This window comes from Kitasatospora sp. NPDC087314, assembly GCF_044744365.1.
Lineage (GTDB): Bacteria > Actinomycetota > Actinomycetes > Streptomycetales > Streptomycetaceae > Kitasatospora.
Map to the genome: position 1 here is coordinate 206063 of NZ_JBIUYE010000003.1, position 16968 is coordinate 223030.

Annotated in this window: 11 protein-coding genes, 1 tRNA gene and 1 pseudogene; 7 read left to right on the top strand and 6 right to left on the bottom strand. The window is 71.1% G+C overall.

Going from position 1 to position 16968, the window contains the following annotated elements; all coding sequences use genetic code 11:
• Positions 1-267 precede the first annotated feature (267 nt).
• Positions 268-1203: a DUF2637 domain-containing protein gene (locus ACIO5E_RS07455; protein WP_400664766.1), complete on the bottom strand. Its 936-nt coding sequence runs from the start codon at positions 1201-1203 to the stop codon at positions 268-270.
• A 241-nt stretch (positions 1204-1444) separates the two neighbouring features.
• On the opposite strand from ACIO5E_RS07455, the gene ACIO5E_RS07460 reads away from it, so the two are divergent.
• The 5 genes from ACIO5E_RS07460 (at position 1445) to ACIO5E_RS07480 (ending at position 9236) form a co-directional block, all read left to right on the top strand.
• The gene (locus ACIO5E_RS07460; protein ID WP_400664768.1) at positions 1445-2002 is read left to right on the top strand and encodes a helix-turn-helix domain-containing protein; all 558 of its coding nucleotides are present in this window, start codon (positions 1445-1447) and stop codon (positions 2000-2002) included.
• A gap of 550 nt (positions 2003-2552) precedes the next feature.
• A complete protein-coding gene (locus ACIO5E_RS07465; RefSeq protein WP_400664770.1) occupies positions 2553-2774 on the top strand; it encodes an excisionase family DNA-binding protein in 222 nt (73 codons plus the stop codon).
• Positions 2774-3946 carry a tyrosine-type recombinase/integrase gene (locus ACIO5E_RS07470; protein ID WP_400664772.1) on the top strand — a complete coding sequence of 391 codons (1173 nt, stop codon included), beginning with the start codon at positions 2774-2776 and terminating at the stop codon, positions 3944-3946. Before ACIO5E_RS07465 ends, ACIO5E_RS07470 begins: the two co-directional genes overlap by 1 nt.
• Before the next feature lie 176 nt (positions 3947-4122).
• On the top strand, positions 4123-8379 hold the full coding sequence (locus tag ACIO5E_RS07475; RefSeq protein WP_400664774.1) for a hypothetical protein: 4257 nt from the start codon (positions 4123-4125) through the stop codon (positions 8377-8379).
• Positions 8376-9236 carry a hypothetical protein gene (locus ACIO5E_RS07480; protein WP_400664776.1) on the top strand — a complete coding sequence of 287 codons (861 nt, stop codon included), beginning with the start codon at positions 8376-8378 and terminating at the stop codon, positions 9234-9236. The genes ACIO5E_RS07475 and ACIO5E_RS07480 overlap by 4 nt, the downstream gene beginning before the upstream one ends.
• A 210-nt stretch (positions 9237-9446) precedes the next feature.
• On the opposite strand, the gene ACIO5E_RS07485 is transcribed toward ACIO5E_RS07480, so the two are convergent.
• Positions 9447-9520 (bottom strand) — tRNA-Gly (locus ACIO5E_RS07485).
• Positions 9521-9783: 263 nt separating this feature from the next.
• Here ACIO5E_RS07485 and ACIO5E_RS07490 point away from each other — a divergent pair.
• Entirely contained in the window at positions 9784-10020 is a 237-nt protein-coding gene (locus tag ACIO5E_RS07490; protein WP_400664778.1) for a hypothetical protein, read from the top strand.
• A 72-nt stretch (positions 10021-10092) separates the two neighbouring features.
• A complete protein-coding gene (gene dcd, locus ACIO5E_RS07495; protein WP_280673742.1) occupies positions 10093-10668 on the top strand; it encodes a dCTP deaminase in 576 nt (191 codons plus the stop codon).
• A 73-nt stretch (positions 10669-10741) separates the two neighbouring features.
• On the opposite strand, the gene ACIO5E_RS07500 is transcribed toward dcd, so the two are convergent.
• The 4 genes and pseudogenes from ACIO5E_RS07500 to ACIO5E_RS07515 all read right to left on the bottom strand — a co-directional run bounded on the left by ACIO5E_RS07500 (position 10742) and on the right by ACIO5E_RS07515 (position 16783).
• On the bottom strand, positions 10742-11632 hold the full coding sequence (locus ACIO5E_RS07500; RefSeq protein WP_280673744.1) for a metal-dependent hydrolase: 891 nt from the start codon (positions 11630-11632) through the stop codon (positions 10742-10744).
• A 162-nt stretch (positions 11633-11794) separates the two neighbouring features.
• Positions 11795-12649 carry a Yip1 family protein gene (locus tag ACIO5E_RS07505; RefSeq protein WP_400664780.1) on the bottom strand — a complete coding sequence of 285 codons (855 nt, stop codon included), beginning with the start codon at positions 12647-12649 and terminating at the stop codon, positions 11795-11797.
• Between the two features lie 461 nt (positions 12650-13110).
• Positions 13111-14184: pseudogene (locus ACIO5E_RS07510) on the bottom strand (sugar phosphate nucleotidyltransferase); the annotation flags it as partial.
• A 376-nt stretch (positions 14185-14560) separates the two neighbouring features.
• Positions 14561-16783, bottom strand: coding sequence for a (Fe-S)-binding protein (locus tag ACIO5E_RS07515; protein ID WP_400664782.1), 2223 nt, complete (start codon positions 16781-16783; stop codon positions 14561-14563).
• Positions 16784-16968 lie beyond the last annotated feature (185 nt).

Consider the following 16968-nt stretch of genomic DNA (forward strand, 5'->3'; position numbering starts at 1 on the left):
ATGTCGGTCAGAGGATGCTCCTCGGGTGGGGGATGTGCAGGGCGGAGACAGTGTCCGGGTGAGGTCCGGTTTGGCGGTGCCGGACACCGCTGGTACCAGAGGGCGGCCCCTCGGTATCGGGGACCGCTCGGTCGGCGGGACGAGAGAGGCCAGTCCCGCCCGGGTCGGACATCGACCGTGGGCGGGACCGGCGAACGGAGGACTTCTGCGCATCGGCAGAAGTCGGGGTGACCGACCGGACCGGTCCGGTCGGTCACCGCGGTCGGGTCAGTCGACCGGCGGGTGCTGGCGGACCGGGTCGTCGGGGAACTCCTTGCGGAGCTCGTCCATCAGGACCGTGAAGCGCGTACTGCCGAGCGGCAGGTTGGCCTCGCGGACCGCGCGCTCGACGACCGGACGGCTGGGGCGGCCGTGCGCCCGGACCGCCGGACGGCTGACCTCCAGCAGCTGGTCCATCGACGCGCCCGGAGGCCGCCCGGTCCGCCGCGTCCGGACCTCCTCGCCCTCGTCAGCGGGGTGGTCGTCCGCCGGCTCCTCTGCGTCCGGCAGTTCTGCCGACCCGGTCCCCTGACCGTCACCGCCCCCGGCGGACGGGTGATCGTCGGCATCGCAGGGCACCGGAACCGGACCGGCCGTTGCCGTCCCGTCCGGTTCGTCGGCGGCCGACGGCACGGGGTCGGCAGAAGTCCCCTGGGACGGTCCGCCAGCAGTGACCGGCTGCTCGGGGATGTGCCGGGCGATGAGGATGTAGAGGTGTACCGCCCCACCGAGGGCGATCGGCGAGAGCGTGGCCAGCACGCCGACCGCCGCGTCCCCGAGCCGGAGCTGACCGGCTCCGTCGAGCACGTGGTTGAGGCGCACGGCGTGCAGGGCGTTGGCCCACACGCTCGCGCCCGTAGCCCCGGCGAACAGCGACCAGGCGTAGGCGCGGGCGGTCCAGGGGGCGGCGCGCAGGACGAGCAGGGCGCGCACGCCGTAGGCGATGAACCCGTCGAGGGTGAACGGGAAGACGTACGTCAGCGGGCCGCGCACGTGGATGGCGACGGCCATCTGCTGGAGGGCGTCGAAGGATAGGGCGAAGCCGGCCAGGCCGATCAGGGCGACGGCGAGGCGGTCCCAGACGGTGGCGCGGGGCCGGGAGACAACAAGGGGGCTGAGCCGGACGGCTGCGTCGGCGGTGGGCAACACCGTACGCTGGAGCACGCAGGTTCCTTCCTCGGTGCGCTCGGGCTGCAACCCTGCACCGGGGTCGATCGTCGTGGATGGGCGGTTTTGGGGACCTTTCAGGCCCTCGGCGTTGGTAGCGCCGGGGGCCTTCGCCGTCTCCGCGAGCGGCGACGGCAGGCGATGCGCATTGCATCGACTTGCGATCCTCTACGGATCACCCTATAGTCGACCAGGCTCCCATGCAAATACCATCACCACTCGATGCGAGGTGAATCGAATGTCCGAACAGCCGGCCCCGCCGGAAAGCCCACTGCCGACCCCCGCCCTGAGCGAGGAACACGCCGCCGAACGGGTCCGCCTGGAGCGCGAGTACCTGGGGTGGAGCACCGGCGAACTCGCGAAGCGGATGACCGCGGCCGGCTACCCGATGAACCAGTCCTCCGTCTGGCGGATCGAGAGCGGCGAGCCCCGCCGCCGGATCAACCTCGACGAGGCGATCGGCTTCGCCAAGGTCTTCGGCCTCCCCCTGGAAGAGTTCCTCGGCCCGCCCGAGTCCTCCTCCACCAAGCACATCACCGATGTCACCGACGTCGTGCTCGACATGTACCGCAGGCTGCTCGACCTGATGAAGAGCACCGGCGAGGCCTTCAAGCTCGTCGACCAGTACAACGCGATGTTCCCCCAGCACGCCGGGGAGCTGAACGACCGCATCGCCCGCGCCATCGCCGAGGAGAACCGCCGCCGCGGCCCCGTCCGCGAGAGCCCCATGGTCTTCCTGCGCTACCCGACCTTCCAGCAGGCCGAGAAGCCGTCGGACGCCGCCGCGCAGGAGTAGTCACCGGCCGATCCACAGCACGACCATGATCGTTCTTCGGAGCGAGCCGGACCCCGTCTACAGTCCCCACTGCACCACGGAAGCGCCACTTGGCGCGGCCGGGAAGCAGAGCTAACGTCACACCCCACGCGGCCACCAACCGCACGAACCGCCCATCCACGACGATCGACCCCGGTGCAGGGTTGCAGCCCACCAGCCACCGAGGAAGGAACCGCGTGCCGCCCACCAAGCGCCGCACCACCACCGCTCCCCGCACGGCGACCAGGCCCTCACCACGGCCGACCCATTCGGCGTTCGCCCTCGGAGCGCCCAGACCGATCTGACGATCCTCCCCAGCCGCCGCCCCCTCGCCGGGCACCCGGCGGCTTCCCCACCAGCGCCCCGCGCTGTTCCACGCCACTCCCCCGCAGCCGCCGCGCACCTCCGCGCACCTCCGCGCGCCCACGCTTGCCCGGACGGCGCCCACACCCCCTTTCCATAACCGCCCATCCACGACACCGCTATGCGGTGGCCCAGGTTGCAGCCCATCGGCCACCGCACGAGGAGCCGCATGCCCGAGCAGTACCTCACCGTCGCCCAGGTCGCCGAGCGTCTGGGCACCAGCGAGCGCTTCCCCCGCCGCCTGATCGCCGAGCGCCGCATCGCCTTCGTGAAGATCGGCACCCACGTCCGCATCGCCGAGAGCGTGCTCACCGCCTACATCGAGGCCAGCACCGTCCCCGCCATCCGGCCGGTCCGCGCCGGCGGCCGTCGCTTCGGGAGGGCTGCCTGATGGCGAACAACTCCGGCCGCCGGCGTCGCTGGGGCTCCGTCCGCAAGCTCCCCTCCGGCCGCTTCCAGGCCCGCTACCCCGGCCCCGACGGCGCCCTGCGCAACGCGCCCGAGACCTTCGAGACCAAGGGCGACGCCGAGGCCTGGCTCGTCGAGACCGAAGCGGACATGCGCCGCGGCGAGTGGCGCGACCCCAACGCCGGGGCCGTCAACTTCCACGCCTACGCGACCGCCTGGATCGACGAGCGCGACCTCGCTCGCACCACCGAGGAGCTGTACCGCCGGCTGCTTCGTCTCCACATAGCCCCGGCCTTCGGCGAGTCCGAGGTGAAGGACATCACCGCTCCCCAGGTCCGAGCCTGGCGCGCCGAACTCCGCAAGCGCGGCATCAAGACCACCGCCGCCAAGTCCTACCGCCTGATCAAGTCGATCACGGAGACCGCGGTCGACGACGAGCTCATCCGCCGCAACCCCTGCCGCATCAAGGGCGGCGGCAAGGAGGTGGCCGCCGAGCGTCCTCACGCGACCATCGAGCAGGTGCTCCAGCTCGCCGAGCTGATGGGACCCCGTTGGCAGCTGATGGTGTTCATCGCCGCCTTCATGGCCCTACGCCCGGAGGAGCAGGCCGAACTCCGGCGCCGCGACGTCGACCTGGAGAAGGGAGTCGTGTGGATCCGCCGCGCTGCACCCGAACTCTGCACCGGCGAACGCGCCGTGGGCGACCCCAAGTCCGAGGCCGGCAAGCGGGCCCTCCGGATCCCGCCCGAGCTCCTCCCCGAGTTCGAGCGGCACCTGTGCTGGTACGCCCAGGACGGCGACGACGGCCTGCTCTTCGTCGGCGAGCGCGGAGCCCCGTTCCGCCGCTCGACCTTCGGCCGCAAGTGGCGCAAGGCCCGCAAGAAGCTGGGGCTCGACCACCTCCGCTTCTACGACCTCCGCCACACCGGCAACGTCCTCGCCGCCAGCACCGGCGCCAGCCTCCGGGACCTCATGGCCTTCATGGGCCACAACTCCCCCCGCGCCGCACTGATCTACCAGCACTCCACCGAGGAGCAACAGACCAAGATCTCCGACGGCATCAGCGCCGCCGTCGTCGACATCCGCAGCGCCCGCCGCAAGCGAGCGGCGGGCGCTAATGAAGCCAGCGAAACGCTCCAGAAGGAAACCGGCTAGCAACAGGCGTGTCCGGGCCAACGGTCTGCTGGCCCGCACACGCCCCATCGCGCACTTCAGCCACAATGACAGCTGCTCTGGGACAACAAGGGTGGCCGCACCTTCCACCGACGAAGCGGCCCACCACTGACGCCGGAGGGCCTGTGGCATGCTGACGGGCCTGGGGGTGAGTGAGCGTGAGTCGTGCCCTGCTCGTGGCCGTGGGACGTTTCCGGTCCCCGGTCGTCGAGGACGAGGAGCCTGCGGTTAGAGCGGAGCTGTGGGGCCCGCTGGACTTCGTCTATCGGGCGTACCCCCGGGTGCAGCGAGCCCTGGAGCGGATCGGGTATCCGGTCGACGCGGTGGTCGACCCCGGTCTGCCGGAGCTACGGGCAGCTGTCGGCCGGGCGATGGACGAGGGCCACCGGATAGTCCACGTGATGTCGCATGGGCGGACCGGTAGTCGACAGGACCCGTACCGTCTGGATGTGGTCACGTCCGATGCGCTCACCGGCATGGGATCGAACGTGAGTGAGTGGGTGTCAGCTGTCCAGGCGTCCGGTCGGCCGACGCTCTTCCTGCTCGACCTGTGTCGGGCCGGCTTGACCGCTCGGCTGCCATTCATGCTGCAACTCGCCGACGAGGACACCAACGCGTGGGTGATCGCGGCAACCGGTGGCGGGGAGGACGCCTTCGACGGCCGGTTCAGCGTCGCCGTCGCCGAGGTTTTGGAGGAGTGCACCCAAACCGGGCTCGACACCGACCCCTCCCAGCGCTACGTGTCCTTCTCACTGCTGGCTCGCCGCATCGGGGACCGCGTCAGCCAGAAGTCCGGCGTGCCCCAAACTGTCCACGCGACCCCGCTGGACCCGAGCCGACCCGAACCGTGCCTGCCTTTCGTCCCCAACCCGTGCTTCGTCGACGACCCGCTCCTGACTGCCCGTCGGGAGCTTTCCCCGCCGCTACAGGCCTTCCTCGATAGCGCCGGAAGCCCGGACGTACGGGACGCCGACCACTTCACCGACCGAGCGGGCCGCCACTTCACCGGCCGCCGCAGCCAACTCGTACAGGTGGCACCCTGGTTGGACGGGCAAGGGCAAGGTGGGCTGGGCCTGGTGATCGGGCGGCCGGGGAGCGGCAAATCGGCGCTGCTGGGAGCCGCGGTGTGCGCGGCCCACCCAGCCCTGGTGCGGGCGGCACCGCACATCCGGGCCCGACTAGCGGTCGATCCCGCATCCTGCCCCTCGCTGAACCCGCTACTAGCCGCCGTTCACGCCCGCCAGCGCACCTCTGGTGACCTGCTGCCGGACCTGGCCCGGCAGCTGCGGCTCGAGGAACCTGACCCCGGGTGGACCCCAGAAGCCTTCGTAGCGGCTGTCACCGGCCTGCCAGAGCAGCCAGTGATCGTGCTGGATGCTCTGGACGAGGCCGTCGCCCCTCGTCCATTGATGGCGGACCTGCTCCTTCCTCTGGCCACTGCGCGCCGGCCCGACTCACAGCCATCCTGCCGTCTCCTGGTCGGTGTCCGGCCGTGGGACGACTTCGCACCTCTGCGCGAGCTCGCGAGCGCCGACGGTCTCCTGATTGACCTCGACGCGGTCGACCCTGACGAACTGCGCCGGGACCTGGCCGACTACCTCCGGGCTGGGCTGACCGACCTCGACGGCTACCGCAGCGGCAGTCGGCGGGCCGTTCGCAACCGGCTCGCGGAGGCCGCCGCGGACCGCCTGACCGTGGCGGCCGACCGGCACTGGGGAGCCTTTCTGGTCGCCAGTGTCTTCACCCGCTACCTGGCTGCCGCAGCGCCACCAGAGAACTTGTCGGAGGCCCGACGGCTCGGCCACTCGGTCCCCACCACGCTGCACAGCGTGTTGGAACTGGACCTGCAGGCACGGTCCCATGCACCAGCGGTGCGTGCGCTGCTCTCCGCCCTGGCGCACGGCAAGGGCGAGGGGATGCCCATGGAGCTCGCCCTCCCGCTCGCCACCGCGCTCTGCGGGGAGACCAACGGCCTGCCCGACGCCCTGCGAGCGTCGCTCTTCTACCTACGGACCTCGGTAGACCGCGACGGAACGACGCTCTACCGGCTCTTCCATCAAGGGCTCGCCGACTACTTCCGCAGCCGGTCCGCCCACCCGTCGGTCGCCCGTCTGCCTGGCACCCGGACCGCCGACCTGGTGCTGGACACATTGCTCACCCGGCCTGGTGGAGCGGTCGGTAGGCCAGCCACCCCGGTCCGCTGGGCCACGGCGTCTCCCTACCTGCTCCGCCACGCCGTCCAGCACGCCCACGATGCAAGTCGTGCTGACGAGTTGCTGAAGGATGCGGAGTTCCTCGTCCACGCCGACCCGGACACCCTCGCCCCAGCACTCGCCGCAGCCGAGACGGGACCTGCCGAACTCGAGGTCGCCGTCTACCGCGCCTCCAATGGCCTGCACCGGCGGGCCGACCATGCGACCCGGCGCGGCCTGCTGGCCGTCGACGCGGCACGGTATCGGGCCCGGGATCTGCTGATGAACCTCAACGCACCTCTACCCGAGACCAGTTGGCGCCCCCGCTGGGCCACCGGCTCCCAGGTTAGCGCGGCCCTGCGCGACATCCTCGGCGGCCACACCGCCGAAGTCGACGCAGTGGCCTGCACGGTGCTGGACGACCAGCCGGTCGCCGTCACCGGCGGGATGGACGGGACGATCCGGGTATGGGACCTGCGCAGCGGCAAGCAGTTCGGTGAGCCACTCGACGGTCACACTGACTGGGTGGAGACGGTGGTGTGCACCTCACTGGACGGCGAACCCATCGTCGTCAGCGCCTCTGCCGACCGAACGCTGCGCCGGTGGTCACTGACCGAGCGGCGGCAGATCGGCGCTCCCTTGGTAGGCCACACCGATCGAGTCTGCTCTGTGGCGCTCACTGCATTCGACGACCGGCCAGCTGTGGTAAGTGGATCGGCGGACGGGACAGTCCGGATCTGGGACCTGCGCAGTGGACAGCAGCTCGGCGCGCCGTTCGAGGGCCACGGGTACGTGGCGGGGGTTTCCTGCACCGTCATCGACGGCGTGCCGGTCGCCGTGTCGGCTGGCGGTGACGGGACGGTCCGAGTGTGGGACCTGGGCCGCCGGTGTCAGGTCGGAGAGCCGTTCAAGGGGCACGCCAAGCCGGTGGCGGCGGTTACCTGCACGGTGCTCGACGGCGTGCCGGTCGCCGTGTCGGCCGGCGGTGACGGGACGGTCCACCTCTGGGACCTGAGTGGGCGCGACGAGCACAGCGGGCGCCTAGCCGGACCGACCGTGCAGGCGGAAGCGATCACCTGCACGGTGCTCGACGGCAGGCAGGTCGCCGTCACCACCGCCGTGGACGGCACGGTGCGCCTATGGGACCTGGCCGCTCGGCGAGCATTCGGCAGCCCGCTGACCGGGCACACCGGCCCCGTGCTCGCCGTAGCGTGCGCCACGGTGGACGGCCGGCCCACCGCGGTCACCGGCGGCGTCGACGAAACCGTCCGGGTCTGGGACCTCGGACACCAGCGTCGTCCGGGCGACCCGCTTCCAGGCCACACCGACGAACTCGAGACGGTGGCCTGCACAATGGTCGAGGGCAGGCCGGTCGCGGTGACTGGCGGGATGGACGACACCATCCGGTTCTGGGACCTGACGAGTGGCCAGCCCCTCGGGAACCCGTTGGACGACCACGGCGCGTGGGTGCAGGCGGTGGCGTGCACCGTGGTCGACGGCAGACCGGTCGCGGTGAGCGGCGGCTCCGACGGGACGGTGCGGCTGTGGGATCCCGGCACCCGGACGCAGCTCGGCGCCCCACTCACCGCCTACGTCAAGGCCGTAACAGCGCTCGCGTGCACGACACTTGCTGGTCGCTCCGTCGCGGTCGCGGGGGCGGACGATGGCACCGTCCGCCTCTGGGACCTGAACAGACGACACCTGTTCGGAAGCCCGCTGGTCGGTCACCGAGGCGGTGTACTGGCGGTCGCCTGCACCGAGATCGGCAATCGACCGATGGCAGTGACGGCTGGGGAAGACGGCACAGTGCGCCTATGGGACCTGCGGAGCCGACGGCCGATCGGCGGCCCGCTAATCGGGCACACCGAACCGGTCCTGGCGGTCGCGTGCACGGTGTTGCAAGGCCGTCCGGTGGCTGTCACTGGCTCCGACGACTGCACGGTACGCCTCTGGGACCTGCGGAGCCGACGGCCGATCGGCGTCCACCGAGCGGATCACCACGGTTCGGCGATCGCGGTCAGCTGCGCGGAGTTGGACGGACGCCCGACCGCAATCATCGGCTGGGGCGACGGGACCGTGCTGCTGCAGGATCTGACCACGCGGACGAGCACAGTGGTCCCGACCCCCGCCGGGGTCTTCGCCCTCGCGCTGGCCGAGGATGGGAGTCTGGTCGTTGCAGGGGGATCCGAGGTCATCGTGATGGAGCGGGGGGTAGCGCGGTGAAGCGGGTACTTGGGGTGCACGGAGTAGGTAACTTCCGACCGGGCGAATCTGCACAGACGGCGGCAAATGCCCTCGCCGCCGTCTGGCATGCGGCGCTGACCACCGGATCCCGCGGACCCGGGCCCGGGTCCGCGGGCGTCGACGTTGCGGTCGCCTACTACGCCGATCTGTTGCGGGAGCCGGGGCGCCAAGCGGGCGCGCCAGCCCTTGAGGATCTGGACACGTTCGAGCAGGAACTGCTCCAGGCCTGGGCGGGCCACCTTGGCGTGCCCACGGGAGTGGCGGCTGGCCGGGCGACCGCCCCGGTGCGCCAGGCGCTGGCGTGGCTCTCCGAACGGCGCGGCCTGGGGCGCGTGGCCACAGAGTGGTTCGTCGCCACCTTCTTCCGGGAGGTTGCGGCCTACCTACAGGCGGGCAACGGCGCAGTCCGGTACCGGGTCCGCGAACGGATCACGGCGGCGATCGACGCCCACCGCCCTCAAGTGATCATCGCCCACTCCCTCGGTTCTGTCGCCGCCTACGAGGCGCTCTGGGCCCACCACGGCCATGAGGTCGACCTGCTCGTGACCGTCGGCTCGCCGCTCGCCCTGCCTCATGCTGTCTTCCCCCGCCTTCAGCCGCCGCCTCTGGGGGACCGGGGCCAGCGCCCACCGAGCGTGCGGCGGTGGGTCAATCTGTCGGATCCCGGCGACCTCGTCGCGCTGCCACCGGGAGGCGTCGAGGCGCGGTTCGATGGGGTGGAGCCCAGCTCTGGCGACCGGGCCATCCACGCCTTCGACTTCCACCTGGTGAAGAACTACCTGACCTCTCCGCGCCTGGCTACGATCCTCAAGGAGTCCGGCGGTAGTGGTGAGTGACCGATGCTGGCCATGATGCGGAGCCCCTCGCGATAACGGCCGCCAGACGCTAATGCCGAAGACGTGGTGGAACGTCTCGAAGACGATGACGATGTCGATCGCCTGGCTCCAAATCCGCCCTGCCGCCTTCTGGCACGGATCTGGCACGGCGGGGTCGAATTGGTCCAGACAATGCGAAAGGCCCAGGTCGTTGACCTGGGCCTTTACTGCTGGAGCGGGCGACGAGAATCGAACTCGCGCTCTAAGCTTGGGAAGCTCATGTTCTACCATTAAACTACGCCCGCCTGACGAGCTGTCAGAGACCGCTCGATCCAGTGCCACTGTACCCCATCCGTGACTGTGGTTGCACGGCCCGCCCGGGGACGTGGCGGAGCGGGATGGGGGCGGGCGAGGGGCGTACTGTGTGGGCCGCGTACGAGTGCTCCGGCGGGGTGGGGTCGGGGCGGCGAGCCATGGTGTGGAATGTCCGGAACATCCCCTAATGTGACGCTGTCCCGGGGCTCGGTCCGCCGGGGCGCGATGAGTACGGGTGAGTACTGGGTTAGGGATGGGAAGGGGATCGATGGAGCAGCGCGCCGTCGTTCGTTGTGCCGAGGGGCACCTGTTCAGCACCACCACGTTCCCGATGCAGAACCTCGGTCCGGGCCGGCTCGGACCCGGGCGGCTGATCCGCTGTCCGCAGTGCGGACGGCTCAGGAGTTCGGTGCTGGCCGACGCGCAGGAGCTGTCGGCTCCGCAACTGGCCCGGGCGATGCGGCTGGAGGCCGCGGAGTTCCTGGCCTGACGGTCGACGCGAGGACGGAACGGGCCCCGGGCGGATTCGTCCGGGGCCCTGTCGTGCACGTAACCTCGAAGCGTGCTGCTCTCTGACAAGGACATCCGGACCGAAATCGACCTGGGTCGGGTCGTCATCGACCCGTTCGACCCGGCGATGATCCAGCCGTCGAGTATCGACGTGCGCCTCGACCGCTTCTTCCGCGTGTTCGAGAACCACCGCTACCCGCACATCGACCCCTCCGAGGAGCAGCCGGACCTGACCCGGCTGGTGGAGCCCGAGGGCGACGACGCGTTCATCCTGCACCCGGGCGAGTTCGTGCTGGCCTCGACGTACGAGGTCATCTCGCTGCCCGATGACGTGGCGTCCCGGTTGGAGGGCAAGTCGAGCCTGGGCCGGCTGGGCCTGCTGACGCACTCGACGGCCGGCTTCATCGACCCCGGTTTCAGCGGCCACGTGACGCTGGAACTGTCGAACGTCGCGACGCTGCCGATCAAGCTGTACCCGGGGATGAAGATCGGGCAGCTCTGCCTGTTCCGGCTCTCCTCGCCGTCGGAGCACCCGTACGGCTCGGAGCGGTACGGCTCGCGCTACCAGGGCCAGCGCGGCCCGACGCCGTCCCGCTCGTACCTGAACTTCCACCGCACCGAGGTCTGACCCGCAGCAGAGCGCACCGGACGGGCGGCCATCCCTCGACGAGGGGTGGCCGCCCGCGGCGTTGGTGGGCGGCTCAGGCCCGCTTGGGGCGGGTGACGGCGACCAGTTCGGTGCCGTCCTCGGAGAGCCGCAGTTCGGTGCGGAGTTCGGCGAGTTCGCCGAGGTGGTGGAGGTGGGTGCCGCCGCAGAAGATCTGCGCGCCGCCCTCGGGCAGCTCGCAGTGCCACTGGCGGCGGGCGGTGAGCTCGGGGCCGGGGACCTCGATGCGGACCGGGGCGTCGGAGGCGACCCAGGCGGCGAGCCGGGTGTTGACGGCCTCGGTGAGGGCGGGCAGGGCGTCGGCGAGCGAGGGGAGCTCGTCGGTGGCGTCCGCCGTGAAGCCCTTCTTCTTCAGCGACTTGCCCAGCCGGTAGGTGTCGGTGCTGGCCTCGGTGTCCATCACCGAGGTGGCCATCGCGAGGCTGTCGAAGTCGGGGTTCCCGAAGGCGTCGGAACGGCCCGGGTCCTTGCGCCAGCGCGGGGCGAGGGCTTCGTTGAGGGCGAGGGCGAGCAGGTGGCAGCCGCTGTGCGAGGCGCTGAGGGCGCCCCGGCGGTGGGCGTCGACGGTGAGGACGGCGGTCTTGCCGGCCAGGTCGCCCGGGTCGCCGTCGACCACGTGCAGGACCAGCCAGGACCACTCCTCGTCGCCGCGGCGGACCGGGATGTCGGCGCCGACCAGGGGGGCGCCGCCGTCCGGGCCGACCGCGCCGGTCAGGCAGTCGACGACGGCCAGCTCGGCGCCGTCCACGGTGAGGGTGCCGAGGTCGGCGGGCTGGTCGGGCCAGGTGTGGTCGAGCGGGTGGAACGGGGTGGCGGCGGTCACGACGGCGTACCGGCCGTCGGCCAGCGAATGCACCGCGAGCACCGGGGACTCCCCGGTCACCGCCCCGGACGGGAAGCTGACGTGGGTGCTGGGGAGGGTCATTCCTGGCTCCGGTGACGTGAAACGACGAGGGTGGACGGGCCCGGTACGACCGGGCCCGTCCACCATTCTGCCGTCCGCGGTGCGGCGCCTTGATCAGTACAGGGTCGGCGGCTCGATCAGCCCAGGGCCAGCGGCTCGATCAGCCCAGGGTCAGCAGCTTGATCAGCCCAGGGTCGGCAGCTTGATCAGCACCAGCAGCGCGAGCAGTTGCAGCGCCGAGGCGGCGGCCGCCTTGCCCCAGGGCAGGTCGTGCACCCGCCGGACCATGCTGGTCAGCAGGAACGCGCAGAGGGCCCAGGTGGCCCAGCCGGCGACCTGGACGACCGCGCTGCCCGAGGGCAGCACCAGGTCGAGCAGCAGCCGGGGCGCGTCGGTCAGCCAGCCGATCAGCGCGGCCAGGCCGACCGTCGACTTCCACGGGCCGTCCCCGCCGAGCTGGCGGGCCAGCGCGTAGGTGACCCCGCCGAAGATCGCTCCGGCCACGGCGAAGCCGATCGCGGCGGCGACGATGCCGGTCAGCGCGACGGTGAAGGTCGAATTGACGATGTCGTCGTGGGTCAGGCCGATGCCGAGCACCGCGAGGGCGCCGTACAGCATCGAGACGGTGAGCGCCGGCAGCCAGACCTGGTGGTCGCGGGTGCGGTCGAAGGTCGCGGTCGGGGCGCGGAAGATGCCGAGGAGCAGCTCGCGCCAGTGCGGGCGGGGCCCGGCGACGTGCGGGGCGGACTGGCCGCCGGCCCGGTAGACGGTGACGTTGTCCTGGCCGTACGGCTGCTGCTGCGAGCCGTAGCCGCCCTGGTCGTGGCCGTCGCCCGGCGGGTACCCGCCCTGGTCGTGGCCCTCCGGGCCGTACCCCTCCTGCGGGTACCCCGGGTACCCGACGTACTGGCCCTGGTCGTAGTACCCCTGGTGGGGCGGCTCCTGGGCGTACGGGTCGCCGCCGGTCGGGAAGGCCCGGGTGCTGCCGGGCCGGTCGGCGGCGTACGGGTCGTAGCCGCCGCCCTGCGGTCCGGGCACGCCGCCCGGCCCCCCGGGTATGCCGTCGGGGCCGCCGGGCGCAGCCCGGTGCGGGGCCGTGAAGTACTCCGGCCCGTCCGTCTGCCCGTGCCCCCCGGGCGTCCCCGCCGGCGGCGGAGGGGGCGCCCACCCGCCGTGGGGGTCGGCGCCCTGACCGCTGTCGTATCGATTACCAGCCACGCTCCGACGGTACCCGTCCGGCCCAATCCGCGTACGGCCTGGACGGAGCCGGGGCCGGTTTGCAGCGAGCCTGAGACGAACGCGGCCGAAACCCGGCTTCCCCGGCGGAGCCACGGCCGTTCGGCGGCCCCGCCCCGGACATGCGCGCAGCCGGCCCGCAGCCGAACCGCAGCCCTACCGCTGCGCGGCCCTACCGGCCCGCAGCCCTACCGCTGCGCGGTGACCGAGGGCCCGTGCACCGCGGCCGCCGCGGCGGTGCCGGCCGGGCAGCCGCCCGGGCCGGCCGAGGTGCGGACCGCGCCGACCGGCAGCAGGGTGCCGCAGGCGATCCGGATGCCGTTCGGCAGCTCGTTGTCGGACTCGACGATCGCGCCGTCGCCGATCACCGCGCCGTCCAGCGCGGAGCGGGCGCCGACGGCGGCGAAGGCGCCCACGATGGAGTCCTTGACCAGGGTGTCCGGGCCGATCACCGCGCCCGGCAGGATCACGCTGCCCTCGACGATCGCGCCGGCCTCGACGACCGCGTCCGCGGAGACCACGGTGCCGCCGCTGAGCACCGCGCCGCGGTGGACGGTGGCGCCGGGCAGCAGCAGGGCGTCGCCGGTCGGCCCGGGGACGGCCGGGGAGTCGACCTTGCCGAGCACCAGGTCGGCCGAGCCGCGGACGAACGCGGCCGGGGTGCCGAGGTCCAGCCAGTACGAGGTGTCGACGACGCCGCGCAGCAGCGCGCCGGTGGCCAGCAGCTCGGGGAAGGTCTCGCGTTCGACGGACACCTCCCGGCCGGCCGGGATGCGGTCGATGACGGACCGGGTGAAGACGTAGCAGCCGGCGTTGATCTGGTCGGTGACGATCTGCTCCGGCGTCTCCGGCTTCTCCAGGAACTCCAGCACCCGCCCGTTCTCGTCGGTCGGGACGAGACCGAAGGCGCGCGGGTCCTCGACCCGGGTGAGGTGCAGGGTGACGTCGGCCCCGGCGGCCACGTGGCCGTCGCGCAGGGCGGCGATGTCGACACCGGAGAGGATGTCGCCGTTGAAGACCAGGACGGGCTCGTCGGGGCCGCAGGTCAGCCCGGTCGCGGCGTTGCGGATGGCGCCGCCGGTGCCCAGCGGCTCGCGTTCGGTCAGGTAGACCAGCTCTATGCCGTACGGGGTGCCGTCCTGGAAGTGGTCCTCGAAGACCTCGGCCAGGTACGAGGTGGCCAGCACGACGCGGGTGACGCCGGCGGCGGCCGCGCGGGCCAGCTGGTGTGCGATGAACGGGACGCCTGCCACCGGCAGCATCGGCTTGGGGGTGTGGGTGGTCAGCGGACGCAGTCGCGTGCCCTTACCACCGACCAGCATGATCGCCTCGGTCATGGTTTGCGCTGTTCCCCTTGTGGTCTCTGCGGCCCGGCCCGGCGGGCCGATACCTCCGTCGGTGGTCTGGACCCGTCCGGACGTCCGGAACGGGTCGACCGGCACGAGGCCGGTCTGGCGCCTACTGTATTTCCTTCCAACCGGGGCGCACTCAGGCGGCCGTGCGATTGGCCCCACTCCCCCAACGGGTCCGGCCGCGCCTCCGGCCCGCCGCCCGCTCCGCGCCGGACCCCGAACAGGCCCCCAACAAGCGCCGAACGGGCCCCGAACAGGCCCGCAACAGGCCCGCCGCAGGCCCCAAAAGCCCGGCCCGGCGGGCGCTCTCGCGGCGCCCACCGGGCCGGGCAGTTGTAGCAGAACTGTCGAACAGGGGTCGCTACGCGTCCACCGTCGCGGGCTCCTCGGCCTCGGCCGGCGGGGTCGCCTTCACCGAGTCGAGCAGCAGCTGGGCGACGTCGACCACCTTCAGGTGCTCCTTGGCGGCGCCCTCGTTCTTCTTGCCGTTGACCGAGTCGGAGAGCATCACCAGGCAGAACGGGCAGGCGGTGGAGACGATGTCCGGGTTGAGCGACAGCGCCTCGTCCACGCGCTCGGTGTTGATCCGCTTGCCGATCCGCTCCTCCATCCACATCCGGGCACCGCCGGCGCCGCAGCAGAAGCCGCGCTCCTTGTGCCGGTGCATCTCCTGCTGGCGCAGACCCGGGACCTTGTCCATGATCTCGCGCGGCGGGCTGTAGACCTTGTTGTGGCGGCCCAGGTAGCAGGGGTCGTGGTAGGTGATCAGGCCCTCGACCGGGTTGACCGGGACGAGCTTGCCCTCGTCGATCAGGTGCTGCAGCAGCTGGGTGTGGTGGATGACCTCGAAGTGGCCGCCCAGCTGCGGGTACTCGTTGGCGATGGTGTTGAAGCAGTGCGGGCAGGTGGCGACGATCCGCTTGACCGGGGCGTCCTCCAGGGCCGCGTTCAGCGTCTCGACGTTCTGCGCGCCGAGCATCTGGAAGAGGAACTCGTTGCCCAGGCGGCGGGCGGAGTCACCGGTGCAGGACTCCTCCTTGCCGAGGATGGCGAACTTCACTCCCGCGGTGTGCAGCAGTTCGGCGAAGGCCTTGGTGGTCTTCTTGGCGCGGTCCTCCAGGGCGCCGGCGCAGCCGACCCAGTAGAGGTACTCGACCTCGGCGGGGTCGATGTCCTCGCCGATCACCGGCACCTCGATGCCGGTCTCCTTCTTGAGCTCCTTGACCCAGTCCAGGCGGGCCTTGGTGGCCATGCCCCACGGGTTGCCCTTGTTCTCCAGGTTCTTGAGCATCGTCCCGGCCTCGGTCGGGAACGAGGACTCGATCATCACCTGGTAGCGGCGCATGTCGACGATGTGGTCGATGTGCTCGATGTCCACCGGGCACTGCTCGACGCAGGCGCCGCAGGTGGTGCAGGACCACAGGACGTCCGGGTCGATGACGCCGTTCTCCTCGGCGGTGCCGATCAACGGGCGCTCCGCCTCGGCCAGAGCGGCCGCCGGGACGTCCTTGAGCTGCTCGGCCGTCGCGCGCTCCTCGCCCTCCATGTCCTTGCCGCCACCGGCCAGCAGGTACGGCGCCTTGCCGAAGGCGTGCTCGCGCAGGCTCATGATCAGCAGCTTCGGCGAGAGCGGCTTGCCGGTGTTCCAGGCCGGGCACTGCGACTGGCAGCGGCCGCACTCGGTACAGGTGGAGAAGTCGAGGATGCCCTTCCAGGAGAAGTGCTCGACCTGGGAGACGCCGAAGACGGCGTCCTCGGCCGGGTCCTCGAAGTCGATCGGCTGGCCGCCGCTGGTCATCGGGCGCAGGGCGCCGAGCGCGGTGCCGCCGTCCTCCTCGCGCTTGAAGTAGATGTTGAAGAAGCCGAGGAAGCGGTGCCAGGCCACACCCATCGAGGGGTTGAGGCCGATGGTGGCCGCCCACGCGAACGAGATGCAGATCTTCAGCATCGCGAACAGGTAGATCAGGTTCTCCAGCGTGCCGTGCGACAGCCCGCTGAACGCGGAGACCAGCGGGTACGAGACCAGGTGCTCCGGCCCGTAGGAGTCGACGCCGTTGAGGGCGCCCTCCAGCGCGCGCAGCATCAGGATGCACAGGCCGATGCCGAGGATCGTGTACTCGACGTAGAAGGCCTGCCAGGCGATCGAGCCGGCGAAGCGGGACTTGCGGCCGGACCTCGACGGCAGGCTCATCAGCCGGATCACCATCAGCGTCGCGATGCCCAGCGTGGTGAGGGTGCCGACCAGTTCGACGAAGAGCTGCCACAGCATCCAGTGGCCGATGATCGGCAGCGCGAACTCGGCGTCGAAGAGCTGGCCGAAGGCGTTGACGATGGTCAGCACCAGGCTGAAGAAGCCGACCGCGACGAACCAGTGGGCGATGCCCACGATCCCCCAGCGGTTCATCCGGGTGTGGCCGACGAACTCGACCGCGACGGTCTTCACCCGCTGGGCGGGCTGTCCGAAGCGGCTGGAGTCCGGCTGGCCGGTCCGCACCACCTTGTAGATGTACAGCGCCGCACGGGCGGCGAGCGCGGTGCCGATCACGAACGTGACCAGCGAGATGACGATCGCTGCTAGCTGCATCGGCTCTCCGTCTCCTGCGGCTTGCTGTTGAGCAGTCTCTTGGTTCTGAAGGTGGTTCTGAAGGTGTTCTGGACGTGCTTCTGAAGATGCTTCCAAAAGAAGTGTACTCGTCGGTAACTTTCCGGGCCGACGGCCCGGACAATACCGCCCACCGACAGTTCTCCAGAAGGTTCCCAAGCTATGGC

Coding starts and splice junctions, on each gene's coding strand:
- ACIO5E_RS07460 (WP_400664768.1), top strand. CDS start 1,445: ATGTCCGAACAGCCGGCCCCGCCGGAAAGCCCACTGCCGACCCCCGCC.
- ACIO5E_RS07465 (WP_400664770.1), top strand. CDS start 2,553: ATGCCCGAGCAGTACCTCACCGTCGCCCAGGTCGCCGAGCGTCTGGGC.
- ACIO5E_RS07470 (WP_400664772.1), top strand. CDS start 2,774: ATGGCGAACAACTCCGGCCGCCGGCGTCGCTGGGGCTCCGTCCGCAAG.
- ACIO5E_RS07490 (WP_400664778.1), top strand. CDS start 9,784: ATGGGAAGGGGATCGATGGAGCAGCGCGCCGTCGTTCGTTGTGCCGAG.
- ACIO5E_RS07500 (WP_280673744.1), bottom strand. CDS start 11,632: ATGACCCTCCCCAGCACCCACGTCAGCTTCCCGTCCGGGGCGGTGACC.
- ACIO5E_RS07515 (WP_400664782.1), bottom strand. CDS start 16,783: ATGCAGCTAGCAGCGATCGTCATCTCGCTGGTCACGTTCGTGATCGGC.